This window comes from Affinundibacterium seohonense (assembly GCF_014284305.1).
In the GTDB taxonomy this organism is placed as follows: domain Bacteria; phylum Pseudomonadota; class Gammaproteobacteria; order Burkholderiales; family Burkholderiaceae_D; genus Undibacterium; species Undibacterium seohonense.
Genome location: NZ_JACOFW010000002.1, coordinates 217,497 through 242,652 on the forward strand (window position 1 = coordinate 217,497; position 25,156 = coordinate 242,652).

Consider the following 25,156-nt stretch of genomic DNA (forward strand, 5'->3'; position numbering starts at 1 on the left):
ATTGTTTTCAATGAAAAACTTATGATTATTCTAGAAACATCTCGTCTCATTTTGCGCCAAATGCTTGGTGATGATGCTGCATTTATGTTGTGCCTGTTAAATGAACCGTCTTGGTTACGATTTATCGGTGATCGCGGTGTGCGTAGTCTTGACGATGCCAGAAACTATATCTTGGATGGTGCGGTTGCCAGTTATGCGCGCCATGGATACGGGTTTTATTTGATGGAACGGAAAGATACGGGTGCTGCCATCGGTATGTGTGGATTGGCGAAGCGCGACTATCTGGAGCATGCGGATATCGGATTCGCATTGTTGCCGGAATATATGGCGCATGGCTATGCCCATGAAGCGGCCATTGCTGTTGTTGACTACGCCAAACTGAGTTTGGGTTTGCCACGTTTATTGGCTACGACCCGAGTTGACAATACCAGTTCGATCCAATTGTTGGAAAAAATCGGCATGCACTTTGAAAAAACGATCTTGCACCCTGACGGTGATAGAGAGTTGAATTTATTTTCCATCGATCTTGTCTAGGTCAAACCATGATTCTTAATTACCGATCCCCGGCCCTTCATGGTTTCCTGACTTTCGCTATTTTTGTCGGGCTAACTGCCTGCAGCTCTGATACGCCGCTGGGTTTTGCTGCAGCTTGCATGTTGAGTGCCATTTTCGCCTGGTTCCGACCTTGTTATGTGCCATTTGTGTTTGGTGCATCGTTCGCTTTGTTGTTGGCAGGTTTGCTTAGTTTCCTGTTGATAGATGGCGCCGATGCGCTGATGCTGCTGCCGTATATGTCAATTAGTTTCGCCTCCGCCGCACTGTTAGGGTTTGTACTAGGGCGATTTCTGAAGTTGATCTTTATACGATTTTTTTAATTCAATATGTCGAGTACATCGGCAAGGTGCGCACGGCAATCGTTTGCGCTTTTGGGTTAAATGATCGGTGTTGGCGTCAGTGGTGTTTTGTTTTGTGGTGTGTCATTGATGTTGATAATTTTTTCAGAGGCTTCTGAACTGATGCTTTCGACATGATTTTTCCCATCAGCAAAGTTGACTTTGAGCGTGATTCTGGTGTCAACATCAGCCTGAATTAACAAGTAGGTGCTGGCTGCTGCCCCTATTGCCGTCATTGGTTTCATGCAAAAAGCGATGTGGGCTAGTCCATGACATCCGCTAGTGTTTTCGATATCGTTATTAGTGCATGAAAAGCATTGCCATGCGCAGCTGCATTGACAGGGTGTGACGTTTTACCGCAAAATCACAAGGCCACAATCGAGTTAAAATAGGAAACTCTGAATCTTTCAATAAAGTGGCGTAATTAGCTGCTCGCTGGTCTCATGTTAAGTCAAACAACAACACTGACAATACGTCAAATGCTGCCCACAGACATGGATAGCATTATGCAAATTCAAGCCCTGTGTTATAGCGGCGATATTCCAGAGTCAAGACACTCATTAAGCGCAAAATTACAGGTTTCACCAACTACTTGTTTTGTCGCGCAAGATGGCGCACAGATTATTGCCTATCTGATTGCGCTACCGTGGTCGCTACAAGCACCGCCGGAATTAAACGCACCCTCGTGTGTGTTACCAGCTGATCCTGACTGCATCTACTTGCATGACCTGTCGGTAACACCTAGTGTCCGCGGTAGCAAAATTGGGGGCGGGCTGGTCGCTCAATTGTTTGATCTTTGCCGTCGCTTATCTTATTCGCAGCTGAGTTTGGTTGCGGTACAGAATTCGGCCGATTATTGGCGGCGTTTTGGTTTTACAAATCAGCGTTTGAATTCCTTAATACGGGAAAAACTGGCAAGCTATGGTGATGGGTCGGAATTCCTAGTGTGCCAAGTTGATGGGGAATGGCCAACGGCACCAGATTGAAAAACACGGTGCCTTTTGTTAAAGCGTGAATTACAATTGATCTAGTCAGTCTGGACGACCTGCTGACGGTAGTTTTTTCTGGGACGACCCTGATTAATTCTCTTTTGGAGTCGGTATGAACTGGGTAGTCTTATTGTGTGCAGGCATGTTTGAAATTGTGTGGGCAATTGGTTTGAAATACAGTCATGGTTTCACACGCTTTTGGCCCAGCCTGATTACTGTTGCAGCGATGCTGATCAGCGTCGTCCTATTGGGGTATGCCATGAAAACCTTACCCGTCGGTACCGCCTATGCGATCTGGGTCGGCGTTGGTGCGCTCGGTACTGCGGTGTTTGGTATTGTATTGTTTGGGGAGCCTCTGAATCTGATTCGCGTGCTGAGTTTAGTGCTCATTTTATGTGGCATTATCGGATTGAAATTAAGCAGCACGGCGTAGTGCGACTTGGGTTTGGTAGAGTCGATTCATTGATGTTAGTCGACTTATATTGCCAGGGTTGAATACTACCAATCGGAACGCTTGGCACTACTCAATTTTTTAGTCACTATGCATTTATTTAAATCTGTCTATGTCCAAATAAACATCAAATTTTTTCATTTGGTTTGCATTGTTGGTTTGCTCTTTGTTCCTCATGGCATTCCTGAGGCCATCGCCCAAAGCAGCGAGTACGGGAGGCGTATCGAGGCCGAAATGCGCCTGAGTCCGCAGGACATTGACAGGTTCGAAAAATTTCAACCGCCGGAAGATAATCTCAAGCCTCTTAATCCAAATCAAACTTTAGATTTGAAGACGGAGGATTGGCTTGGTAACGCCATTTATGCCACCAAAGATGCCGGCCCATATACCCTTGTTGTGACATTGATTGGCAAGGCGACAGCCGCTGGCGATGTTAGCACCTTGTGGAATTCCGGTTGGCGTCTAGGCGATGGCGCGGAACGAACCGCATCTTTTCCTGGTTTGTCCAAATTAAGTGTCAAGGCCGGTCAGCGGGTGGAAATGACGAAAGCAAGCCAGCCTATGCGTTTTAAAGAATCACAAACGATTCGACCTTTGTTAGCGTTGGTGAGAGCAAAAAACTTTGCATTTGAATCGATGACCGTACAGGTCTGGTCAGGTGTAGGAGACAATTCATGGAAAGACATTTTGCTGTCATTCCGTTGGCTCATAGGTGGTTTGGTTTTCTTATTGCTCAGATGGTGGTGGGTAAAGCGCTGAATGGGTTTATTTGAGCTACAGCGCGGGATTGAACGCTGGGCGTAAGATTCGCTGATTCCTCGCAAATCCTAAAGTTAAGTGCTGAGAAAAATTAAGGCTTTACGAAGTTGAAGTTAGCTTGCTACAATTAAAAACAGATCGGCCTAGCTGATTCGTTTTTCACAATCTCTGAGAACAACAATAAAAAGGAGCTCATCATGAATTCAATCAACCTGCACCCACAACACGCTTTTATTTTTAGCGGGTTGCGCCAGGCTTAAGCATATCTCCTCGACCTGATTGATCTGATTTGTCAGATCGAATCAGTAGAGAGACTCTATCGCAAGATTGACTGCCAATACGTCCTGGTGACGACCTGCATTTTTCACAGGTTGAAACTCAATGGGCAATTCCTCATTACAAATCATCGCAGATAATGTGTCTGTGATCGCCTCACCAACAACATGGATTGAAGGAGGCGCAATCCAACAATTACAAACCACAGCAAAGCTACCCGGTATGCGTCGTGTCGTCGGCATGCCTGACTTACATCCGGGGCGCGGCTATCCGGTGGGCGCAGCTTTTTTTTCAATCGGACGCTTTTATCCCGCTTTGATCGGTGGCGATATTGGCTGCGGCATGCGTTTCTTAAAAACCGATCTCACTATTGGCAAATTATCCCTCGATAAATTGGTCAAACGATTGGGTAATATTGATGCGCCTTTAACTGAGCACAGTGACTTTTGGCAAGAGCGCGTCGATGCGTATCAGATGCGCGACACAGGCTTTGAACGAAGCTTGGGGAGCATCGGCGGTGGTAATCATTTTGCCGAGTTACAGCAATTTGACGAGATCTACGATCGCGCGGTCTTCGATAGTCATGCACTAGATCGTCAGCAAGTCATGCTCTTGGTACACAGCGGTTCGCGCGGTTTTGGCGGGCAAATTTTACGTCAGCATATTGATCACTTTGGCCATGTTGGACTGCTCGCAGGCTCATCGGCTGCTGCCGCTTATTGGTCACAACATGCCAGAGCTTTGCAGTATGCAGAGGCAAATCGTAGTCTCATTGCGGAGCGTATTTGCGCCAATCTCTCGACCACGGCGGATGTTGTTGTAGATGTTCATCATAATTTTTTGAGTGAAGTCTGTATCGATGGTGAACATGGTTTTTTGCACAGAAAAGGCGCGACACCAGCCGACCCAGGACTGCTGATCATTCCGGGCTCACGTGGTGATTATTCCTATTTAGTGCAAGCGCTTGATACGGAATATTCGAGTATCAGTCTATTTTCACTCGCTCACGGTGCAGGTAGAAAATGGATGCGTAGCGAATGTGAGCCACGATTGAGTAAGCGTTTTACTGCAACACAATTAAGTCGTACCGCGCTGAATAGTCGGGTCGTTTGTCATGATAAAGCTTTGATTTTTGAAGAAGCACCAGAAGCTTATAAACCGATTGATACGGTGATTCATTCTTTGCTGGAGGCTGGTTTGATTCGCCTTGTTGCTAAACTTAAACCCTTGGTTAGTTACAAAACGTCGGGGGCTTGCTGCGTATGATGTTGGTACAAATAAGTGCCGGGCAAGGCCCCGCAGAATGTTGTCTGGCAGTCGCTAAAGCTTGGCAGGCATTGCACTTGGAAGCTGAACGGCATCATTGTCGATTAGATGTCATCGAGATGGTGGTAGCAGAGCGTCCTTCGACCTACAAATCTCTTTTATTCAGCTTAGAAGCGCGAGATGCAGAGCAAGATATGTCATGGATTCAAAGCTGGCAGGGAAGTTTGCAATGGATATGTGAAAGCCCTTATCGGGTGCGCTACCCACGTAAAAACTGGTTTATTGGTGTGCGTTTGTTTCAAGTTGAGGAAACAGCGGCGGATAAGCATATACGTTACGAAGCTTGTCGTGCCAGTGGACCTGGCGGTCAGCATGTGAATAAGACCGACAGTGCGATCCGCGCCACACATGTTGCCAGCGGAATCAGTGTTAAAGTACAGACCGAGCGTAGTCAGTATGCGAACAAGAAACTAGCCACAATGTTGATTGCGCAAAAATTAGCGACCCTGAATGAGCAACAGGCATTGCAGCAACGTAGCGAGCGTAGGATTGCCCATCATGATTTAACACGAGGTGCGGCGCAGATAGTGTTTAAAGGCTGGGATTTTAAGCGTTGTTGATTATGTTGAATGACAATAGGAGTCAGTTTGATGCAGGAAAAATTGAAACAAAAAATTATCGAAGTCTGTGAACGAAAAATCGCACAAAAGGGCAGGGATGTTGGCCTATCTTTTTACGCTTTCTTTGCCAATAAAAATGATGATCCAGAACTCTTGATGGAAGCTGCGACTTGGTGGATTATGACGCATCAGTTAGATCATTTTGAAAAAGCCGAAAAGATTAAAAAAATGGTTGAGGCCAACTAGTTTTTTTATCGCTATTGTTTATATTTCAAGGAGCCATAAATCGATGAGTACATTTTCAGAAGATATTAAAAAGTTTAACGGTATCTACAAATTGCCAGTCAGTGCCACGCCTACGCTTGATGTTGGCGTGCCTGCGGCGGAACGAATGGCAGCGTTTAAGGATATTTTGATGGAAGAAGTGCATGAGATGGATGAGATCATTGCTGCGCAACAAGCGGGCAAAGATCCACTTGAAGTCTTGACCATGCTGGCCGATTTGCTCGGCGATATTCAGGTTTACTGTGCATCAGAAATGGCCAAGTTTGGACTGCCTTTAGATCAGGTGTTATCGATTATCATGCAATCGAATTTCTCGAAACTTGGTGCGGATGGTTTGCCGATTTATGATGAGCGCGGCAAGGTCATGAAAGGGCCAAATTACTGGAAGCCTGAGCCAAAATTGCAAGCCATGTTAACAGAATTGGCTGCTCCAAATTCTTCTTCGGAATAAATTCATGCACAAGAAAATTTTGTATGGTCTGATGCTAGTGTTGAGCCTAGGTGTTGCGGCTTATGCGACGATTGCTTATGCCGCTTTCCCGTTGGGAAGTCTGGTGCATCCAGATATGAAAACCAATTTTGAAAATCATCGAATTGCAGTGTATCTGCATATATTTGCTTCGAGTTTAGCTCTAGTGATCGGGCCATTTCAATTTTCCAAACGCCTGCGGGCGAGTCGACCGCAAGTTCATCGCTTGCTAGGCAAGTTCTATTTGGGCTTGGGCGTACTTTTAGGCGGAATCGCGGGTTTGCTGATGGCAGCGTTTGCCTATGGTGGTTTAACTTCGAATTTGGGTTTTGGTATATTGGCTTTGCTGTGGCTGTACACTGGGGCTCGCGCTTATTGGGCGATCCGACATGGCGATATTGCTAGTCACCAGCAATGGATGATACGCAATTTTTCTCTAACTTTGGCCGCAGTGACTTTGCGTATTTATTTACCATTGTCGATGGTGCTCGGTCTGCCGTTCGAACTTTGCTATCCCATTATTTCTTGGCTGTGCTGGGTGCCAAATTTGATTATTGCAGAATGGATTTTTAATCGGCCATTGTCGGTGTGAGTGTTTGTCAATTCTGAAACAGCGAATGGCACTGTATGAAATCGTCGTCACTCTTGCCTAGCAAGAGTGACTGACAAAGTCAGGTGCTCAAACCTTTTTCAGGTAACAGGCCTTGAGCATGAAATTGCCCGCATCCATCTTGCAGTCGACTTCATGATCGCCACCGACTAAACGTATGCTCTTCACTTTGCTACCTTGTTTTAAGGTAATCGAAGATCCTTTGACTTTCAAATCCTTAATCAACACGACGGCATCGCCATCGGCTAGGACATTGCCATTGGAATCTTTGACGATGCGTTCATCCGATTCTTCGGCTGCTGCTTGCATAGGCCACTCATGACCGCAATCTGCACAGACATAATTGTCGTTGTCGGGATAGGTGTTTTCCATGCCACAAACTGGGCAGGCTGGTAACTGAGACATATTTTCTTTCTGACAAAAGCTTGAGAGTCACTAGTATAACCGACCGCGCCTATGATTTTGTCATCACGATGTTTGATATAGCTCGATAAAGTGTGTTGTTGTCTGTGTTTAGCGGGAACTTAGGCTTTGTTGCGGAAAATGATGTGATATGGAACCTGGTATAAAAAAAGAGGCGAGCACAAATTGCGCCCGCCTCTTTTTGTAGATAAGTGATGTTAACTCTTACGCTACATGGCTCAATTGACCGTTGCTTTGACCGTCAAAGTGTTGAATGCGGAGTAAGCATACACACCGAGGTAGTAACGACCTGCTGCTGGCGCATTGACTGTACAGGTTTCGATGGAGGTTGCACCATCCGACTTACACTTGTATGCCGCAGTCGTTGGTTTCACGCTCAATTGTGAGTACAAATCAGCATCCCCATTTGCACCGTTGATATTGAATACCACGCTGGTTTTGCCTGCAGGGACATCAATTGCGTAGTATTTCCAAGCGCCGGTAGAGGCACTTTGATTCGCCAGACCGACACCGCTGGTGAGCATGACATCAACGGGCGGCGTGCTGCCAACCAATGAGCCTTTCATGCCGTAGTAGCCGAGTGAAGAGTAATTGGAAAAACCATTTGAAGGTGTACCTTCAGCACCGCCAGCGATCACCAGACGGTAGTTACCTGCGCTTAAATTCAAACCGATAAATTCAGCTGAACGGTTGACCGCTTTATTGCTACTGGCGACTAAAGTATTGGCAGAATTGTAGATTTTGGCGTCCACATCCAACATGCCGAAATATTCAATTGGATCAATTTTTAGATCCAGCTTGCCATTGCCTGTGACAGTGAAATTGAAAGTGTCGGTATCGCCAGTTTTTTCGATTTGACCAAAATTGGTGCTTGGACTGATGTTGCCAGCAGCATCTACTGCTAAGTTTTTGCCAGATGGATTGTCATCGGCAACATAGGGGATCGATTCATTCACGTTCATAATGCGTAAATCATCTTCGAAATTCGATGCCGTGCTGTATTCGCCTTTACTCCAAGTCCAACGACTAGATGCCCAGTTCGCACCCATCCAGTAGTTGCCCATAATAGGGCCCCACTGATAAGCCGCAATCCCTTCGAAATATTCCCCTCCACTGCCACCACGATCATGGTTCATGCCCATTTGGTGACCGACTTCATGTGCAGCTGTCATACCGATGCCATAGCCATAGTCAAATCCGCTAGATGGATTGCGATATAGCGTACCAGCGGAGGTGGTGCCAAATGAGCTCAAAGGGGCATTTGAACGGCCGTCTTGGTTAACAAAATTGATCACGCCTGTACGCAAGATATTTGCGGACTTTGCCGCGTTATATACGGCGGGATTGGTGGTGATGTTGATGTTGTACATCGAATATTGATCGGCAACGATTTGCCATGCACGATACATGTTTTCTTTTGTTACACCGTTCAATGGTGTGGTGCCGCTCATCACTGCTGAGTGATTTAAATAGAACACCCACGCACTGCCTGGTTTGCTTTCCAGTTTAGTCACATCTTCATTATTGTATGGGCCAATATGGCGGGCTTGACGTAAAGCCATAGTGCTATAGACAGGATGAATTGCACCAGCCAGATTGTTGACCGTGGTCGCTTTTAACCAGCCTTCATCGAGGTCGGGAATCACTTTGCTAATAGGCACTTCGGTAACGCTGACTATACCTTTGGCATCGGTGCTGTACTCATAAGCTTTCTTTTGATCACGTTTGATCAAATAGCCGTGCAGATTTTTTGCGGTGCCTTTGAGGTAAAAAGTCGAATTGGCGACTCCGCGAGCTTTACCGGACACTGATAGAACACCATCCTTGAAATGGTAGTCGGTAATATCGTTATCGAATTGTTGATTTTTATTGATCGCAATGTCGTCTGATCCAGCAACGCGAGCATTGGCGTTGCTGTTCGGGTTGGCATGCTGACTGACCAAACTACGGATTAAGGCGTCGGCACTACCGATTTCTTGGCGTGCCGCCAGCGTATCGGCGGCTCCTGCACTAAATGCTGTGCTTAGTAAAGCGCAAAGAAGGCTAGAGCTCAGCAAGCGCTGAGCTGGATTCTTCGATTGTTTCTGTTGATTGCTCTTCATGTTTATCTCCCATGGTGAACTGCGGTCATGTGCTGATGGTGCACTTATTGGATTTTTGATTTACGCCCCAAGTAGAAAAACACTGTTTGCAGATCCGAAAATCGTGCAAACAGTGTTGTGAAGATGGAGCGAGGAGAGAGTTAAACAGAAAATGAGAGATTTCAATATACCTGAGGTATATCCAAGATATGTGTACTTGTATATACAAATAGCATGATTTTTGAATAAATTTTCTTTGTGACTTACTGATTCATATAATGATCGTTAATTACTTGTTTTAAACAGGGAATCCACGGTTTTATACTATTTATATCACAGGATTTTTAACATATTGGTAGTTGATAATTTCATACTAATACTGTGGTTTTTTTGAGTCTACTGATTTGCCAGCGATTTCGTTTTTTACCACTGAGATCTCTATGTACAAATATACTTTCTTGTCCGTCGTCTTACTGCTGGCCATAGCGTGCAATTGGTCGCAAGCGCAATCTGATGACTTTCGTCATGGATATATCTTTGAGCAATCGTACGTTAAACGTATATCGCTATCCAAGGCCGAGCAACTGATCAATGTTGAAAGCTTTTTCACACCATTTACTTCCGCCGATTGGGGTAAAGAAAAAATTACAGATGCCCGTATATCTCGAGCTGGAACAAGCTTATCAATTCAGTTTTCGGGAAAAACATCTTTGAATCTACGGGATTTCACTAAGAACGCAAACAGGGAGAAGGATGGTGAATATCAACGATTTCGCTGTTTAGGGAATGTTGCACATTTCCATTTGATCGGTGTGGAATTCGGTCATGATCAGCACACATTTCTCCTAGTGGATTACGCGGGACGAGACATTTATTTTATAGATATGTAATCAGGTCTTTCATCACAGCCGAACAGTAGGTTCTACACATGCTTGATAGTAGAACTTACTGAATCCATTTCCAGTGCTAACTCATCAAGATGGCGTGATCGAAGACAATCCGTAATCTGTTGGCAGTCACTTTGGTGCGATGTATTGGTAAAGCCAGTTTGTGCCTAGCAATACCTTAAACCTGATGGCTTTAGAATGTATCGACGTGCTTGCTTCGTAAGTGAAACAGAAAAGCTGTTCGAATTTCCGTACGAAAGTGTGTAAAGTGTACGGCTTTCCATACAATTGTGCGTGCGCACAATTGTTGCAAATCAGTAAACCTGCAATTTGTACCTACGTAGTCTAGTCACGCTTTTGCACGATGGCATAATTAAATCCGACTGAATATTCATTAAGTCAAATAAAGTAGCAGGCAGGTGGCGGAGAACATTTGTCGTCACTATCTCATCGAATAATTCCAAGCGAAGTTTGCAAAAAATTTTCCCAAATCAAGAAAGAGACATCATGATCGTAGGCGTACCGAAAGAGATTAAGAACCACGAATATCGTGTGGGCATGACCCCGTCTTCTGTGCGTGAATTGACTTCACGCGGGCATCAAGTATTGGTGCAAAAAAATGCAGGTACTGAGATTGGTTTAACTGACGAACAATATCAAGCCGTCGGCGCAGAATTGGTCGAAACAGCGAAAGAAATTTTTGAACGTGCGGAGATGATTGTTAAAGTCAAAGAGCCGCAACCCGTAGAGTGTGCGATGCTGCGTCCGGGTCAGATTTTGTACACGTATTTGCATCTCGCGCCCGATCCAGAACAGACTGCAGCTCTGGTGAAGTCAGGCGCGATCTGTATCGCCTACGAAACGATCACTGGCGCCAATGGTGGCCTTCCTTTGTTGGCACCCATGAGCGAAGTCGCTGGTCGTATGTCAATTCAAGCTGGTGCTGCACATTTGGAAAAATCTAAAGGCGGTATGGGTCTGTTACTCGGTGGCGTTCCAGGTGTCGCCCCCGCGCATATTGTGATTATTGGTGCGGGTGTGGTCGGTACCAATGCCATGCAAATGGCAGTCGGTACTGGGGCACGCGTGACCGTATTGGACAAAAGCGTCGATCGTTTGCGTCAACTAGATCTGGTGTACGGCAATCGTATTTCCACGGTGTACTCCAATGCTCAGGCGATCGAAGAAGCAGTGCTGTCCGCAGACTTGGTCATTGGTGGCGTATTGGTGCCAGGAGCCGCAGCACCAAAACTGGTCAGCCGTGATCTGATCTCTCGTATGAAAAAAGGTGCAGTAGTCGTTGACGTCGCGATTGATCAAGGTGGTTGCTTTGAGACCTCTCATGCGACGACGCATGCAGAGCCAACCTACGTGGTTGACGGTGTGATTCATTATTGTGTGGCAAATATGCCTGGTGCGGTAGCCCGCACCTCAACATTCGCCTTAAACAATGCAACGGTCGGTCATGCTGTTGCACTGGCCAGCAAAGGATGGCAGCAAGCACTGCGTGATGATGTACATCTGCGCAATGGTTTAAATGTCTGCGAAGGTAAAGTGACGTATGAAGCAGTAGCGCGCGATCTGGGCTACGAATATGTAGCGGCAGAAAGTGTGTTGAATTAATCAAGTCGCCAATAAAAAAGCCAGTAAGGAATTTCTCTTACTGGCTTTTTTTATGCGCATTTATCAATGCCGATATCTCTTATTTCCCCGCACTAACGCCGCCAATACCCTCAACTGTTTTGTTGATAGACTTAGGGTTGCCGAAGTAATTCAAGGAACCGATACCTTGCACATTGGCTTTGAGTTTTTCAGTGGCAGTGACTTCGACTGAGCCTATGCCTTCTACTGTGGCATCGACGTTTTCCGCAATCAGGCCTTTGGCATCAACGAAACCCACGCCTTGTGCGCGCAATTTAAAGTCACGTACTTTGCCACTCATTTTTAGCAACCCGACGCCCTCATAATTTAGTTCGAAGCGATCACCTGCGATTTTGCTGACGGTCGTTAAGCCTGCGCCTTCCATTTTGAATTTTGTCAAACTTGGCATCGTCACTAATACTTTTAAATCATCAGACAGCCGAATATTTTTCTTCTCTTTGTAGCTAATTAGGAGCTCATCACCGGCGATATCGGTAATGATTTTATCCATGTATTTATCATCGCCTTTGACGGTAATGGAATGTGTGCTGCCAACGACAACCTCGACGGATAATGCACCTTGAGTGCGTATCGTGCTAAATGGAGACACTTTGCGAACTTGCTCACCTGCGGCTGCAAAAGAACTAGCGAGAACCAAACCAACTGTAAAACATGAAACGATTAATTTGTGCATGTTGAGCTCCAAAAAGTAGGTAATAAGGAAAACCGAAGTGATGCTAGTGTGCCTGCATTTCTGCAACTTGTCTGCGGAAAAAGATGAAGTGCTAAATTCTGTGCTTAGAATGCAAAAACGACGCACCAAGCGCCGTTTTGTTAACCACCAAAAGCTAAAATTATTTGCGGATAGCCGCTGCTGCAGTCGCTGGTACAGGTTTTTCTGACGGAGCCTTGGCTTGATTTTCCATTAGGTTTTCTTCCACTTTTGCCGTGATCGGTGAAGTTGTGGTAGCGACTTTTTTCGGACTTGTGTTGGGTGTTGCAGCTGCTGCTTGTGTAGTTTCTGCTTTGTCTATCACTGCAGTGCTTGTTCCTGTCGCAGTTGTCGTCGCTGCTGCAGCTGCTGGAGCAGCAGGTACTGTGGCTGCCACCGCTGTTTTTGCAGTTGCGGGTGTCTGTTCTGCATGTGCAAATGCCGCACCGAAAGAGAGGCTTGCAGCAACGAGTGACAATGTGAGTTTGTTCATGTTAAACCCTTCGCGTAGTCAATCAATTAAACACCGTTATTTGTTGCACTTTGGGGTTCATTTTTCGCTGGAAAGTACAATGTACTTGCAGCGTACTGTGATAACGCGGTCAAGCAAATGATAGTTGACCGATTTCAAATTATTCTTAAAAAAAGGTTCGAAAAATTCAGGAAAAAATGACTTCACTATGATCTGAATCTTCAAAAGAAACGGCGCAAATTGCGCCGTTTTTCATACAAATGTTTTTGCGTTTATTTGCTTGTTGCAGGTGTTGATGCTGCTTTTTCGCTGACTTTTTCAACTGCTTTTTCAGACGCTTTTTCTACTTTCTTTACAGCTTTGTCGGCATGTTTTGCTGGTGCGCCTTTGACATCGATGCTGGCCGCTGCTTTTGCTGCAGTTGGCACACTTGCTGCACTTGCGGCAGTCGTTACAGCAGGCGTGCTAGCTGCTTTTGTCGTTGCACTCGCTGCAGCACTGGATGCCGAATTTACTGCTGTAGTTGCTACAGTCGTTGCTACAGTGCTTGCAGCTGTTGCTGCAGCAGCTTTTGGTGCGGCAGTTGCCGTGGCGACTGCGGCTTTGCTTGTTGCGCTCGCTGTTGGTGCTTGCTCTGCACTAGCGAATGCTGCACTCATAGACAATGTCGTTGCGATGATAGTCAATGCGATTTTTTTCATGATGGATTCCTATGTAGATCAAGTGGATAAAAGTGAGTTTATGTAATTCGGTACGACTTATTTTTTGTCTTGCTGTTGCGCAGTGCTTGCTGCGTACTCCCATAACGAACTCAAGTTTTTTTGTGTTGACATACATTTGCATTTATTTTTTGAGGATTTGAAAATTTAATGCTTTTTGACATTTCTCGCTGATTTCAAAAATGCATCTGATGGCATAAAAACGCGGTGAAATGGGGATGAAATTTGCGCATTCAAGAGTCAAAAAATTTAAATTATTTTCTCTTGAAAACCCTTTTCCTAATCTACATATCGGTATCAGCAGATGCTCAAGTGAGGTCTGCCAATTTTTTAAAATCTCATATCGCTTCAACTTAAAAGGATATATATCATGCGTAATTTTGACTTCTCCCCTCTCTATCGTTCCGCTATTGGTTTTGATCGTTTAGCGCACTTATTTAATGAAGCGCAACGTGCCGAGGCAACACCTAGCTATCCGCCTTACAATATCGAGCTGGTCAACGAAGATCAGTACCGTATCAGTATGGCCGTCGCTGGTTTTGATCGTAGTGAAATTGAAATTGAAACCGAGCGTGATGTGTTAAAAGTTGTAGGACGTAAAGCGAAACCAGAAACCCAGGGTACCTATTTACACCGCGGTATTGCCTCGCGCGATTTCGAACATAGTTTCCGTTTGGCCGATCATGTGAAAGTCGTCGGTGCGCGCTTAGAGCACGGATTGTTGAATATCGAATTGCAACGTGAAATTCCAGAGGCGCACAAACCTCGTCGCATTTTGATTGATGGGGAAACTTTGCGTGCTGTGAATCCAGCAGATCAACTGCAAGCAGCTTAAATTGTCACCTTTGTTGTAAGTCGTTTCTAGTTCCTCTCCTGGCGTGACTGGCAGCAGTCACGCCTTTTTTCGTTACATTAATTTTGCGTTGGATCTACTTCTTAGCGCCCTCAGCTCTGTTACTATTTTGCCTATCGAAAAATATTTTTGGAGAAGCGATGTATAACTTGAAAACGATCCTCGCCGCGAGTCTTTTATGTGCGAGCCAGCTTGCGTTCGCCCAGCAGCTTGCAACTGTTCGTGTTGATTATCTGCATAGTGGCAATGCCAAAACTGAGCACTATGCGCTTGGCCGTATTGTGATCGAAGCCTTGCCTTGGTCGGGGAATCAAAAGAAGAATATCGACACCACCAATCGCGGTGTGAATCTATTTGAAGTGCGGGATAAATTGAGTGGTGAGTTGTTGTACTCACGCGGGTTCTCTACCGTTTTTGGCGAATGGCAGAGTACCGCCGAGGCAAATAAAATTGAACGGGGCTTTCAAGAATCTTTACGCTTTCCAAAACCAGACAGGCCTGTCAATGTGCGCATACTAAAACGCGATGACAAAAATCAATTTCAAGCGATCTGGAGTGTCGATATCGATACCGATGCGCAAGACGTGGTGAAGAAGCCAGTTGTATCTGATCTCAAGCCTATTCCTATTCATGTTAGTGGTGACCCAGCAGACAAAGTGGACTTGTTGATTCTTGGTGACGGTTATACGCAAAAGGAGATGCAGAAGTTTGTTGCGGATGCTAAGCGCTTAAGTAAGTATTTATTTACCGTCTCTCCATTTAAAGAGCGCGCCAAAGATTTCAACATTTGGGGTTTGGCGGTAGCGACCAAAGAGTCTGGTGTGTCTCGCCCTTCGACTGGGCAATACCATGCATCTAGCCTCGGTGCTAGTTATGATATTTTTGGCAGTGAACGCTATGTATTAACCTTAGATAATCGTGCTCTGCGAGAAATCGCACAGCATGCGCCTTATGAGTTTATCGAAATTTTGGTTAATAACGATACCTATGGCGGCGGTGGTATTTTTGGCCAGTTTTCAACGGCCGCTGCCAAAAATGATTGGGCTGACTATTTGTTCGTCCATGAATTCGGCCATCATTTTGCCGGTTTGGCGGATGAATATTACACTTCCCCAGTTGCCTATCAGACTGGTACCGACATTAAGATGGAACCTTGGGAGCCGAATGTCACCGCTCTACAAGATCCTCAACAACTAAAATGGAAACAGCATGTGAAAAGCGGTACGGCTCTACCGACCTCATGGCCTAAAGCGCAGTATGAGGATGCTTCTCGTGCCTTTCAAAAAATCCGTGCGGATCTGAGAAAGAATAATCGTCCAGAAAAAGAAATGAGTGCCTTGTTTAAAAAAGATTTGAACGAGTCAACGCAATTATTTTCCAAAGATCCTCACTATCATGTCGTCGGCGCCTTTGAAGGGGCGAACTATGAAGCAAAAGGCTATTATCGTTCGCAAATGCAATGCCTGATGTTTGATCGAAGTGAAAAATTCTGTCAGGTTTGTCAGGATGGGATTGTTAGCATTATTGATTTGTATTCGAGATAATTGTTGCGATGTGCGCCATCACTCTGCACGAAAATAGCGTGATGGTGAGAGGCAAATGGTGGGGTGAATTAATCCGCAAAACATGCCACCAATAATGCGCGCAACCATTGATTGCCTTCATCCTGCGCAAAACGTCGATGCCAGAAAATATTGGTTTGTAAAGTCGGTAATTTGATTGGCGGTTTACTGTACGCAAGTCGAAACGGTGTAGCCGCGCTAACAGCCAATTTTTGCGGCACGATCACCACCAAGTTAGTGCTACTGATGATATAAGGAACCGCGGAAAAGTGTGGCACCGTAAAACTCGCGTTTGCTTTAATCCCGGCTTTTTCTAAACTCTGATTGATTTTGTCGTAAGGACTTTCGGTGGTGGACACAATCAAATGTTCCGCGCTCAAGAACTCCCGGTTCGACATACCAGCCTTCATCAGCGGGTGATGTTGACGATACATACAAACATAGTCTTGCTGGAACAAACGGCGGTGATACAGTGCGCCAGAGACCTTATCAAATGCGCCCAATGCCAGATCGATGCGGCCAGTTTCCATCTCTGCCATGAGATCCACACTGCTGGCACGTACTGTTGAGATTTTGACCTGCGGTGCGTGCAAACGGCATTGTTCGACTAACGCGGGCATGAAATACATTTCGCCCACATCGGTCATCGCGATCGTGAAATGCCGCTGGCTACTTGGTACATCAAAGGTTTCCTGCTGATTGAGCGCTTTGGTAATGTTGGCTAAGGCCGCTGCGACCGGATCCGCTAATTGCTGCGCCAATGGTGTCGGCTGCATACCTTGCGAGGTGCGGACAAATACTTCATCGTTAAAGGTTTTACGTAAGCGCGCAAGCGCATTGCTGACTGCCGGTTGCGACAAATTTAGCTTGCGTGCGACACTGGAAATCTGGCGTTCCTGAAATACTTCCTGAAAGACAACCAGAAGATTCAGATCGATGTCTTTAGCTTCGATCAAAGTTTACCCCACTATTGATTTGGTGAATGCTCTACATTTTAGTATTTATATCGCAAAAAAGGGGCGATTGCACTACATTAGCGGATTCTCGTGTTTCACAAGGATTTGCGAAAAACTGCAATGCGAGATGCGTTCCGCAGGCAAGTTCAATTTTACGTAAGTCCTTTTTCTCTATTTGGATAAAATCATGACAACAAACTACATGAGTGGTTTCGCGAATGAATTTGCGACTGAAGCATTAGCAGGTGCATTGCCAGCCAATCAAAATTCACCGCAACAATGCGCGTATGGTTTATATGCGGAACAGATTTCCGGTACGGCCTTTACCGCACCACGTCATTCCAATCGTCGCTCATGGACGTATCGCATTCGTCCTGCCGCCATGCATCAGCCTTTCGTACAAATCGATAATGGCAATATGACGAATGATTTTGCACAAGTACCGAGTACGCCGAATCAATTACGTTGGGACCCACAACCTCTGCCAAGCACGCCAACTGATTTTATCGAAGGCTGGTTGACGATGGCGGGCAATGGTTCTGCCGACTCACAAACCGGTTGTGCGATTCATTTGTATGCCGCCAATCGCGATATGACGGATAAGTTTTTCTACGATGCCGATGCGGAGCTATTGATTATTCCGCAGCAAGGTCGTTTGCACATCAAAACCGAGATGGGCTTGGTCGATATTGAACCACAAGAGATTGCTGTGATTCCACGCGGCGTGCGCTTTCAGGTGACACTGCCAGATGGCGAAGCCCGCGGCTATGTGTGTGAAAATTTTGGCGTCATGTTGAAGCTGCCAGATTTGGGTGTGATTGGTTCGAATGGTTTAGCCAATCCTCGTGACTTTTTAACCCCAACAGCATGGTATGAAGATCGCGAAGGTGATTTCAAATTAGTCGCCAAATTTAGCGGCAATTTGTGGCAAGCGGCGATTGGTCATTCACCACTTGATGTGGTGGCTTGGCACGGCAATATGGCGCCCTACAAATACGATTTGCGCCATTTCAACACGATCGGTTCTATCAGCTATGATCATCCGGATCCATCGATCTTTTTGGTTTTACAATCACCGAGTAATACGCCAGGTGTAGATACCATCGATTTCGTGATTTTCCCACCACGCTGGTTGACTGCTGAAAACACCTTCCGCCCGCCTTGGTTCCATCGCAATATTGCGAGTGAGTTTATGGGACTCATTCATGGGCAATACGATGCCAAATCCGGTGGTTTCCGTCCGGGTGGTGCCAGCTTACATAATTGCATGAGCGGTCATGGTCCCGACGCGCCGACTTTTGAAAAAGCCAGCAACATCGATACCAGCACACCGCAAAAAGTCGATAACACCATGGCCTTTATGATAGAAACCTGTACTATCATCAAACCAACCCGCGCTGCGATGAATTCGCCGCAGTTACAAGCAGATTATTTCCAATGCTGGCAAGGGATTAAAAAGAATTTCAATGCTAATCAAGCTTAATATTTACGTTTCAAATTCAAGTCTAAAGAAAGCAATTCAAGTATGAGCGTTCAACTGAATGACACTCACAATCCAGCTCTGCGTAGCTGGGTTGTTTCTGCCAACGATGGCACTACCGACTTTCCGATTCAAAATTTACCCTTCGGCGTATTTCGTCGTGCCGGTAGCAATGAACCATTCCGCATTGGCGTGGCGATTGGTGATCAGATTTTAGATCTGAGTATCGCCCTGCATGCTGGCGTGTTTGCCGACATCAGTAACGCTGCTTTAGCGCATGCCCTAACAGCATCAACCCTGAATGCCTTAATGGATTTGGGCAACCATACCTCGTCTCAAGTGCGTGCGGCATTGTCTAAAGCCTTGCGTGAAAATGCAGTCGCGCAAAAGCAATTGGTCGGAACACTAGTGGCGCAAGCCGATGCGGAGTATGCCTTGCCAGCGCAAATTGGTGACTACACCGATTTCTATACTTCTGTCCATCACGCCACTTCGGTCGGTAAATTATTCCGCCCTGATAATCCACTACTGCCGAATTACAAATGGGTGCCTATTGGCTATCACGGTCGGTCGTCCTCAATTGGCGTATCAGGTCAGCAATTCCGTCGTCCAATTGGGCAAACCATGCCGCCAAATGCAACGACCCCATCATTTGGCCCCGCCAAGCGTATGGATTACGAGTGTGAAGTCGGCGTCTTCATTGGTCAGGGTAATGCCTTGGGTGAAGTGATTGATATCGATCACGCAGAACAACATGTGTTCGGCATGTGTTTATTGAATGACTGGTCAGCACGGGATGTGCAGGGCTGGGAATATCAACCTCTCGGCCCATTCTTAGCGAAAAACTTTGCCTCGACAATTTCACCTTGGGTGGTGACCTTAGAAGCCTTAGCGCCATATCGTAAGGGCTGGTCACGTGACGCTGCCGATCCGCAGCCACTGCCTTATTTGGACAACGCCGATTTGCGTAGTACCGGTGCATTTGATATTCAACTCGAAGTCTTGTTGCAAACTGAAAAAATGCGACTAGACGGCATCCCAGCACAACGCTTGTCTTTATCTAATTTTAGTCATTCGTATTGGACTGTATCGCAAATGGTCACCCATCATACGGTCAATGGCTGTAACTTGCGCGCGGGCGACTTCCTTGGTTCCGGTACCCAATCCGGTCCAGCGGCGGAAGAAGCTGGTTCATTGTTGGAATTAACTGACGGTGGTAAAAAAGCCATCGTGTTTAGCAACGGTGAACAACGCATTTTTATCGAGGATGGCGACAGTATCATTATGCGTGGTTGGGCACAAAAAGACGGTGCCCCGCGTATTGGCTTTGGTGAAGTTGAAGGACGCCTATTGCCAGCACGCAGCGTCACGTGAGCTTGATGGCAATGTCGTGATTTATGTAAAGGATGGGTAATGTTTTGCCCGTCCTTTTTTTATCAGTCGAATGTTGATCTACCTCAGGTTCGGCTTTAAAAACCACGACTACGGTACCAAATTCACCTCATCAAATCTAATTTCAACAAAAAGCTTGAGTTGTCGATACTTTTAGCTTTTCATCATGGTGAGAATTTGCTTAAATAGCTGTTCAAAATGAGTTTTCATCATTTGCCAATACATTACAGGACAACCATGGTGCGTTTAATTAGATTATTTACCACGACTATTATTTTGAGCGCAGGAATTTTGACTGGCTGTGCTTCGGTCAAGATGGCAAGCCAAAGTGAAGACGCTAAGGCGAAAACCTTTGCGACCAATCCTCAGCAAGCTAACGTGTACGTCTATCGCAATGAGTTTATCGGTGCCGCGCTTAGTATGGCGATAGAACTAGATGGAAAAGAAATTGGTAAAACAGGACCTAAATCCTATTTCCTATTGGGCCTAGAGCCGGGTCATCATACTTTAGTTTCGAAGGCCGAAAATGATTCGCTCTTAAATCTGATTACGGAAGCTGGCAAGAATTACTACGTGTGGCAAGAAGTAAAAATGGGTTTGTTATTGGCGCGTTCCAAGTTGCAGCTGATGAGTGAAGCGGAAGGACAAGCAGGGGTTCGTGAATCTAAGCTCTTAGAAGTGAATGGTGCCTCTCCAGTCGCATCAGTGCCTGTGACAAAATCTGAGGTCGCAACCAAGCCAGTCGAAAAAACGATCAGTCAGCCCGCACCGGATTCGGTCGTCGTTGCTAAACAGGCTGAGCCTATACCAGCAGCCACTGTGAACGCGTCACTTCCATCGCCCGCACCAGTTGCCTCCAATAACATAACAAAAATCGAACGTGTGCCATTTGAAATAGGCGTGTCATCGGTCACGGTTGAGCGCATTGCAAAACAAAATAGCTGTCAGTCCACTAAAGGGGCAGGTTTACTTTACAAAAAAGGGCCAGTCGAAGTGTACCGCGTGCAATGTGAAGATGGTCGTGAAATTAAAGCCCGCTGTGAAATGCGCCAATGTGAAATTTTTACACCGTAATGCGTTCAAGCTTGTCGGCCATCCATTCTTCATCGCCTCAGCAGCGATAACAAAGTCCTATGCGAAAGCGAATCAAGTCTGTGTTGTGCTTGATGTTGTTGTACTTACAGCCTGTTTTGTCTTCGCATGCGCAAACATTGACAGTCGCTTGGCGCGAAAAGCCACCGCATCAATATCTTGAAAATGGCAGAGAAAAAGGTATCTTGCTGGAGCTCACTAAACGAGTGTTTGCGGATAGCAAATTAACGACACGATTTGTGGAAGAACCAGCTAGGCGAATTTGGCAGAATTTTTCAAAAGGAACGCAAAATTATTGTTCTTTTGGTTGGTATAAAATTCCCGAGCGCGAAGCGATTGCGCATTTCAGTGACAGTCTGTACAAAGATCCTCCGCATATGCTGCTAGTGAGTAATCTTCTTCTCAATAAAGTACAAGCTCACAGAAATCTACAATCTTTGTTAGCAGATGCTAGCTTAAGTCTGGCAATTGTTGATGGCGTATCTTATGGTGTAGAGCTTGATCAGCTATTTTTGCACAGCAAAAATAAAATCATACGCAGTAGCGCGGCACCGATGATTATGGCGAGAATGGTGAATGCTAATCGCGCTTCCATGATGCTGATTGATCGTGAAGATTGGCATTATTTGAGTGGCAAAGAAGAGCAATTGAGTGAGCTAACTCAAATCGATATCGATGGTATCCCCGCTGGATTAGACCGCTACATCATTTGTAGCAAAGACGTGGCACCAGCCGTCATGACAAAGATCAATGCGTCGTTGGCGAAAATAACAGCTAGTAATAAATTAAGATAAATCGATAAAAACATTCGATGTTGCGGATTCGTGAATATCTAAATCGTGATTGAATTTGACCAGCGACTTGGTACTCAAAGAATTCTTCATGGCAAAATACTTTACCCTCCCTCTCAGTGCTTTGCACTGTCAATAGTATGACTTCAGCAAGCTAAGCATAGATAGTCAAAGTTATCGTTAATATAAGTGTGATAATATATGAAAATATTATTTTTTATATATTTGATTGATGGTGAAATTCCTACTAGCTTGGTCTTACTATGCACTGACTTATGTCATTTTTTTATTCATCAGCGGATGTGGCGGATCTCAGCCTGACCATGTGCGCACACTGCATGGCCCGCCACTTTTCACATCAGGTTCCATCCCAGATAGTAGTGATGCTAGCTTGCTTGTAAGATTTAACATGCCCCGCAATAATTATGCCATCACCCGTACCGCGATCGGTTTTTCAGTCATGGAAAAAACGGAAGCCGCAGCTGCAGTTAACATCACGACACAAACCACCCTGCAATTTTCTGATGTTAACATCAATCTAACGGTAGGCGAGAAGTCAAAAAACATATCCGATGACCAGTTAAAAACACTGATAGAACTTTATATTGCGTTCTTTAATCGCGTTCCAGACGCGGATGGCATGGCCTACTGGATGGGGGAAATAAAGAATGGCATGAGCATAGATCAACTAGCGAACAGCTTCTATGATGCCGCCATCAAATATTCGGAATTAACATCTTACTCGGCGAGCATGTCAAACGCTGATTTCGTTAAAGTCATCTACAAAAATGTACTTGGACGCAGCGGTACCAATGCGCCTCCGGAGGCAGATATTAATTATTGGGCGAATGAATTAGCATCGGGAAAATCTACCAAAGGTATGCTGATCGCCACGATGCTGAATTCAGCACATACTTTTGCGGGTGATAGCAAATGGGGATGGGTGCCGCAACTATTAGACAACAAGGTGAGCATAGGCAAATACTTCGCTATTGAGCAAGGACTCAATTACAAAACTCCGGAAGAATCCATTACCAAAACCATGCATATCGTCGGAAAAATCACGCCGACCAATTTGAATGACGCTTATCAACTGATCGATATGAAAGACCTTTCATTTAATCTGACGCGCACCACAACCGACAGTAGTATCACGCAAATCAATCACTGTTTCAAAATCAATTCAGGCATCGTCAATTACACAATGGGTCAAGTGAATTCTTTAGGTTTTGCGACGGCAGCGAGCAGATATGAACTCATTCCAGTGTCAGGTTTAGGAGCAAACGGCAAACACAAATTAAACATCTATGCAGTTGGTGCTGCGTCTGGCAAGCCTTTGATAACGAACGAAGAAGAGCTCACTTCGGATGGTTTAAAACTGTTATCGGAAGTTAATGGGCAAGATGGCGCAATGCAAACTACCATAACTTATTTGGATGGAAGACGCATACCATTTGATCTTCTAATAAACGAAGAAAAAGCGATAGAGCAATCAATTCAGGTAAAAACAGTGGCGAACGGCGCTGTCCTCTTGAATGCCAACATGCCTCAAGTGACGGGCGTTACGCTGTTAGATATTGGGCCGCTTACTACCTATGGCAAACATTTTCCGCTTACTTGCAAAGTCAAAATAAGACACATCTCTACGAATCACAAACCTGATATTAGTGGCACCTATGCAAATGTTTGGTTCGCTTCAGGGTATGGTGCTGTTCGCATTGACACATACTCACCAAAATTGACCCCGCCTCTTTCTGGAATCGAGGTGATTTCAATTGAAAATGCACCTAACTAGTTTGCATTGTAGTTTGCATTGATTGGCGACAGAAATGATTCGTCTGTATTCGCCACATCTTGCCAACTCGCAGATGGGAACGCTGCTGCCCTTGCAAATTACTAAGGAGAGCGAAACGAGTGCAGGGTTTTTTTATCGACACGTCGACGAAACCAGCCAGTCAAAGACATTCTGTCCCGCGTTGCAGGTAGGACTTCATGCAATATCTCTGCCGATAGAAATACCACCATGCGGCAGGCGATGGGCGAAATGTCGTGGGTCGGTAGCAGGTGCGGATGTAAGCGTAGGGCGCCGCCCTGTGCCGTTAGCCACTGATCATTGAGATAGATAACGATCGAGATCGTGCGTGCATCATCGTGTTGAAAGCGATCCAGGTGTTTGCTATAGAAGGCTCCTGGAGCATAAAACGAAAAATGGCTTTCGTAATCTTCCAGTCCCAAATATAAAGTCTGATTGAGTAAGACCCGTACATGTTCCATCATCAGCAAATAGGCATCACAAGCCGTCGATTGCCCAGCTCGTAACCAGGCGATTTGGTCGCTGCGAATTGTACTTTGTAAAATGGTATGCTTGCCGCTACCAACACGCGCCAATTGTAATACGTCGGATTGCTGTAAAACGAGGCACTCTGCGGCAAGGGTATCGCTGAGTTCTGCGGATAAAAAAAGGTCATGTTGTGACCTGCCATGCTGGACTAAATTCTCACACAGTGTCGTGCTAAGTGTGTCGCAAATGGTGGAGCCCACCGCTAGCGGATTGAGATGTGGAGCGCTTAACATAGACAGCCTTTTCTCGGTTTACATCGTCATGCTTGTGCATCGTATTGGCCCCAAAAAAGGGAGAAGTATGTAACCTGAGGAAATCGATGAAACCGCGATATTTTGCGCCTTTATTCGCCCAATAAATCTAAAGTTTCCTGCCATTGTCTCGTCCATGGCGACAAACATGCGTGTTCTAAAAATACGCGCTTTAAGCGTGACATGGGAACTCGATAATTCTCATGCAAGCCTAATGCCAAGGTCACAGGATTCCATAGCCATTTGTTTTTTGCTGCTTTTGCACCGGGCTTAATCCGCGCCCCTTCATCACCAAATAGCGCTTCAGCGCTCATGAGGGCGGCTTCTAAATTGAGCTTCACCAAACCACCAAAAACGAGTAGGACTTGGTCTTTGGTGATTCCTTTAGTCGATTCTGAAATCACGACTTTCTGCACTTGAGCTGGTGCTGCGTCTAATTTGATTTGCTCTGATAGACGATGCAAATCCTTACGCAAAAATCGCAAATTATCTAGCGGCACACGTATCCCCGGTGGCGGCAATTGAATGGCAATATTGTCGGCATCCTTGGTCATGCTAATCAAAACGTCAGCGCTACCAGCCGCTAATCTTTGCGTATCGCCCTGAAAAAATATCGGTGCCGCATAGCCGCCCGTAGCGTCTCCAAACAGTTCAGGAAAATGCTCGTCGTAATCTAACCAAACAAAGGGCGTGATGCCATGTCCGATCAGGCTCGATAGACTCCACGGCTTTCCAGTTTGTGTTTGTAACCATGTACAGGCTTCTGCCAACGTGGCTCGGTAGGCTAATTCGGTATTGCTCATGAAAGTTTTCTGCAAAGGCGACGTGGAAGCGCGTGAGGGGATAGGGGATTATAGGCTAGTGTTGCTGGTCGTAGTATGTTAA

General features: G+C 45.7%; 28 protein-coding genes. 19 read left to right on the forward strand and 9 right to left on the reverse strand.

The features are described from left to right. Positions 1-21: 21 nt before the first annotated feature. A complete protein-coding gene (locus H8K52_RS02975) occupies positions 22-534 on the forward strand; it encodes a GNAT family N-acetyltransferase (RefSeq protein WP_186921288.1) in 513 nt (170 codons plus the stop codon). 8 nt (positions 535-542) lie between these two features. Further along, the gene (locus H8K52_RS02980; RefSeq protein ID WP_186921290.1) at positions 543-875 is read left to right on the forward strand and encodes a hypothetical protein; all 333 of its coding nucleotides are present in this window, start codon (positions 543-545) and stop codon (positions 873-875) included. 56 nt (positions 876-931) lie between these two features. Here the strand turns inward: H8K52_RS02980 and H8K52_RS02985 are convergent, their stop codons facing one another. Continuing rightward, complete coding sequence (locus tag H8K52_RS02985) at positions 932-1,138, reverse strand: hypothetical protein (protein WP_186921292.1); 207 nt, start codon at positions 1,136-1,138, stop codon at positions 932-934. 198 nt (positions 1,139-1,336) lie between these two features. On the opposite strand from H8K52_RS02985, the gene H8K52_RS02990 reads away from it, so the two are divergent. The 8 genes from H8K52_RS02990 to H8K52_RS03025 all read left to right on the forward strand — a co-directional run bounded on the left by H8K52_RS02990 (position 1,337) and on the right by H8K52_RS03025 (position 6,600). Beyond that, positions 1,337-1,879 carry a GNAT family N-acetyltransferase gene (locus H8K52_RS02990; protein ID WP_186921293.1) on the forward strand — a complete coding sequence of 181 codons (543 nt, stop codon included), beginning with the start codon at positions 1,337-1,339 and terminating at the stop codon, positions 1,877-1,879. A 115-nt stretch (positions 1,880-1,994) separates the two neighbouring features. After that, on the forward strand, positions 1,995-2,315 hold the full coding sequence (gene sugE / locus H8K52_RS02995; RefSeq protein WP_186921294.1) for a quaternary ammonium compound efflux SMR transporter SugE: 321 nt from the start codon (positions 1,995-1,997) through the stop codon (positions 2,313-2,315). A 108-nt stretch (positions 2,316-2,423) separates the two neighbouring features. Next, positions 2,424-3,092 carry a hypothetical protein gene (locus H8K52_RS03000; protein ID WP_186921296.1) on the forward strand — a complete coding sequence of 223 codons (669 nt, stop codon included), beginning with the start codon at positions 2,424-2,426 and terminating at the stop codon, positions 3,090-3,092. Positions 3,093-3,473: 381 nt separating this feature from the next. Then, on the forward strand, positions 3,474-4,634 hold the full coding sequence (locus H8K52_RS03005; RefSeq protein WP_186921298.1) for an RNA ligase RtcB family protein: 1,161 nt from the start codon (positions 3,474-3,476) through the stop codon (positions 4,632-4,634). Next, positions 4,634-5,254, forward strand: coding sequence for a peptide chain release factor H (prfH, locus tag H8K52_RS03010; RefSeq protein WP_246464239.1), 621 nt, complete (start codon positions 4,634-4,636; stop codon positions 5,252-5,254). The genes H8K52_RS03005 and prfH overlap by 1 nt, the downstream gene beginning before the upstream one ends. Before the next feature lie 42 nt (positions 5,255-5,296). After that, entirely contained in the window at positions 5,297-5,500 is a 204-nt protein-coding gene (locus H8K52_RS03015) for a DUF6500 family protein (protein WP_246464241.1), read from the forward strand. Positions 5,501-5,543: 43 nt separating this feature from the next. Continuing rightward, entirely contained in the window at positions 5,544-5,990 is a 447-nt protein-coding gene (locus H8K52_RS03020; RefSeq protein WP_186921305.1) for a nucleoside triphosphate pyrophosphohydrolase family protein, read from the forward strand. Positions 5,991-5,994: 4 nt separating this feature from the next. After that, positions 5,995-6,600 (forward strand): DUF2306 domain-containing protein, encoded by a 606-nt coding sequence (locus tag H8K52_RS03025; RefSeq protein WP_222613659.1) that lies wholly within the window; start codon positions 5,995-5,997, stop codon positions 6,598-6,600. 87 nt (positions 6,601-6,687) lie between these two features. Here the strand turns inward: H8K52_RS03025 and H8K52_RS03030 are convergent, their stop codons facing one another. Beyond that, the gene (locus H8K52_RS03030; RefSeq protein ID WP_186892453.1) at positions 6,688-7,023 is read right to left on the reverse strand and encodes a zinc ribbon domain-containing protein YjdM; all 336 of its coding nucleotides are present in this window, start codon (positions 7,021-7,023) and stop codon (positions 6,688-6,690) included. A 236-nt stretch (positions 7,024-7,259) separates the two neighbouring features. Then, positions 7,260-9,143, reverse strand: a complete 1,884-nt coding sequence (locus tag H8K52_RS03035; RefSeq protein WP_186921307.1) for a pre-peptidase C-terminal domain-containing protein — start codon at positions 9,141-9,143, stop codon at positions 7,260-7,262. 419 nt (positions 9,144-9,562) lie between these two features. Between H8K52_RS03035 and H8K52_RS03040 the strand changes: the two genes are divergently transcribed. Beyond that, complete coding sequence (locus H8K52_RS03040; protein ID WP_186921308.1) at positions 9,563-10,012, forward strand: hypothetical protein; 450 nt, start codon at positions 9,563-9,565, stop codon at positions 10,010-10,012. Between the two features lie 504 nt (positions 10,013-10,516). Then, positions 10,517-11,632, forward strand: a complete 1,116-nt coding sequence (ald, locus tag H8K52_RS03045) for an alanine dehydrogenase (RefSeq protein ID WP_186921310.1) — start codon at positions 10,517-10,519, stop codon at positions 11,630-11,632. A gap of 79 nt (positions 11,633-11,711) precedes the next feature. Here the strand turns inward: ald and H8K52_RS03050 are convergent, their stop codons facing one another. The 3 genes from H8K52_RS03050 to H8K52_RS03060 form a co-directional block, all read right to left on the reverse strand. Continuing rightward, positions 11,712-12,344 carry a head GIN domain-containing protein gene (locus tag H8K52_RS03050; RefSeq protein WP_186921312.1) on the reverse strand — a complete coding sequence of 211 codons (633 nt, stop codon included), beginning with the start codon at positions 12,342-12,344 and terminating at the stop codon, positions 11,712-11,714. 160 nt (positions 12,345-12,504) lie between these two features. Continuing rightward, positions 12,505-12,855, reverse strand: coding sequence for a hypothetical protein (locus tag H8K52_RS03055; RefSeq protein ID WP_186921314.1), 351 nt, complete (start codon positions 12,853-12,855; stop codon positions 12,505-12,507). Positions 12,856-13,106: 251 nt separating this feature from the next. After that, positions 13,107-13,535: a hypothetical protein gene (locus H8K52_RS03060; RefSeq protein ID WP_186921316.1), complete on the reverse strand. Its 429-nt coding sequence runs from the start codon at positions 13,533-13,535 to the stop codon at positions 13,107-13,109. A 388-nt stretch (positions 13,536-13,923) separates the two neighbouring features. Here H8K52_RS03060 and H8K52_RS03065 point away from each other — a divergent pair, with 388 nt between their 5' ends. Both H8K52_RS03065 and H8K52_RS03070 read left to right on the forward strand, forming a co-directional pair. Further along, entirely contained in the window at positions 13,924-14,388 is a 465-nt protein-coding gene (locus H8K52_RS03065; protein ID WP_186921318.1) for an Hsp20 family protein, read from the forward strand. Between the two features lie 158 nt (positions 14,389-14,546). Further along, positions 14,547-15,950, forward strand: coding sequence for an IgA Peptidase M64 (locus tag H8K52_RS03070; RefSeq protein ID WP_186921320.1), 1,404 nt, complete (start codon positions 14,547-14,549; stop codon positions 15,948-15,950). Positions 15,951-16,018: 68 nt separating this feature from the next. Here the strand turns inward: H8K52_RS03070 and H8K52_RS03075 are convergent, their stop codons facing one another. Continuing rightward, entirely contained in the window at positions 16,019-16,924 is a 906-nt protein-coding gene (locus tag H8K52_RS03075; RefSeq protein ID WP_186921322.1) for a LysR family transcriptional regulator, read from the reverse strand. Positions 16,925-17,111: 187 nt separating this feature from the next. Here H8K52_RS03075 and hmgA point away from each other — a divergent pair, with 187 nt between their 5' ends. The 5 genes from hmgA (at position 17,112) to H8K52_RS03100 (ending at position 23,474) form a co-directional block, all read left to right on the forward strand. Further along, on the forward strand, positions 17,112-18,407 hold the full coding sequence (hmgA, locus tag H8K52_RS03080; protein ID WP_186921324.1) for a homogentisate 1,2-dioxygenase: 1,296 nt from the start codon (positions 17,112-17,114) through the stop codon (positions 18,405-18,407). Between the two features lie 42 nt (positions 18,408-18,449). Then, entirely contained in the window at positions 18,450-19,778 is a 1,329-nt protein-coding gene (fahA, locus tag H8K52_RS03085) for a fumarylacetoacetase (protein WP_186921326.1), read from the forward strand. A 255-nt stretch (positions 19,779-20,033) separates the two neighbouring features. After that, positions 20,034-20,870: a DUF2846 domain-containing protein gene (locus H8K52_RS03090; protein ID WP_186921328.1), complete on the forward strand. Its 837-nt coding sequence runs from the start codon at positions 20,034-20,036 to the stop codon at positions 20,868-20,870. A 59-nt stretch (positions 20,871-20,929) separates the two neighbouring features. Further along, the gene (locus H8K52_RS03095; protein ID WP_186921330.1) at positions 20,930-21,682 is read left to right on the forward strand and encodes a transporter substrate-binding domain-containing protein; all 753 of its coding nucleotides are present in this window, start codon (positions 20,930-20,932) and stop codon (positions 21,680-21,682) included. Between the two features lie 406 nt (positions 21,683-22,088). After that, positions 22,089-23,474, forward strand: a complete 1,386-nt coding sequence (locus H8K52_RS03100; RefSeq protein WP_186921332.1) for a DUF4214 domain-containing protein — start codon at positions 22,089-22,091, stop codon at positions 23,472-23,474. 101 nt (positions 23,475-23,575) lie between these two features. Here H8K52_RS03100 and H8K52_RS03105 read toward each other — a convergent pair whose 3' ends face one another. Both H8K52_RS03105 and H8K52_RS03110 read right to left on the reverse strand, forming a co-directional pair. Next, positions 23,576-24,253 carry a 2OG-Fe(II) oxygenase gene (locus H8K52_RS03105; protein ID WP_186921334.1) on the reverse strand — a complete coding sequence of 226 codons (678 nt, stop codon included), beginning with the start codon at positions 24,251-24,253 and terminating at the stop codon, positions 23,576-23,578. 110 nt (positions 24,254-24,363) lie between these two features. Next, the gene (locus H8K52_RS03110) at positions 24,364-25,074 is read right to left on the reverse strand and encodes a hypothetical protein (RefSeq protein WP_186921336.1); all 711 of its coding nucleotides are present in this window, start codon (positions 25,072-25,074) and stop codon (positions 24,364-24,366) included. Between the last annotated feature and the right edge of the window lie 82 nt (positions 25,075-25,156).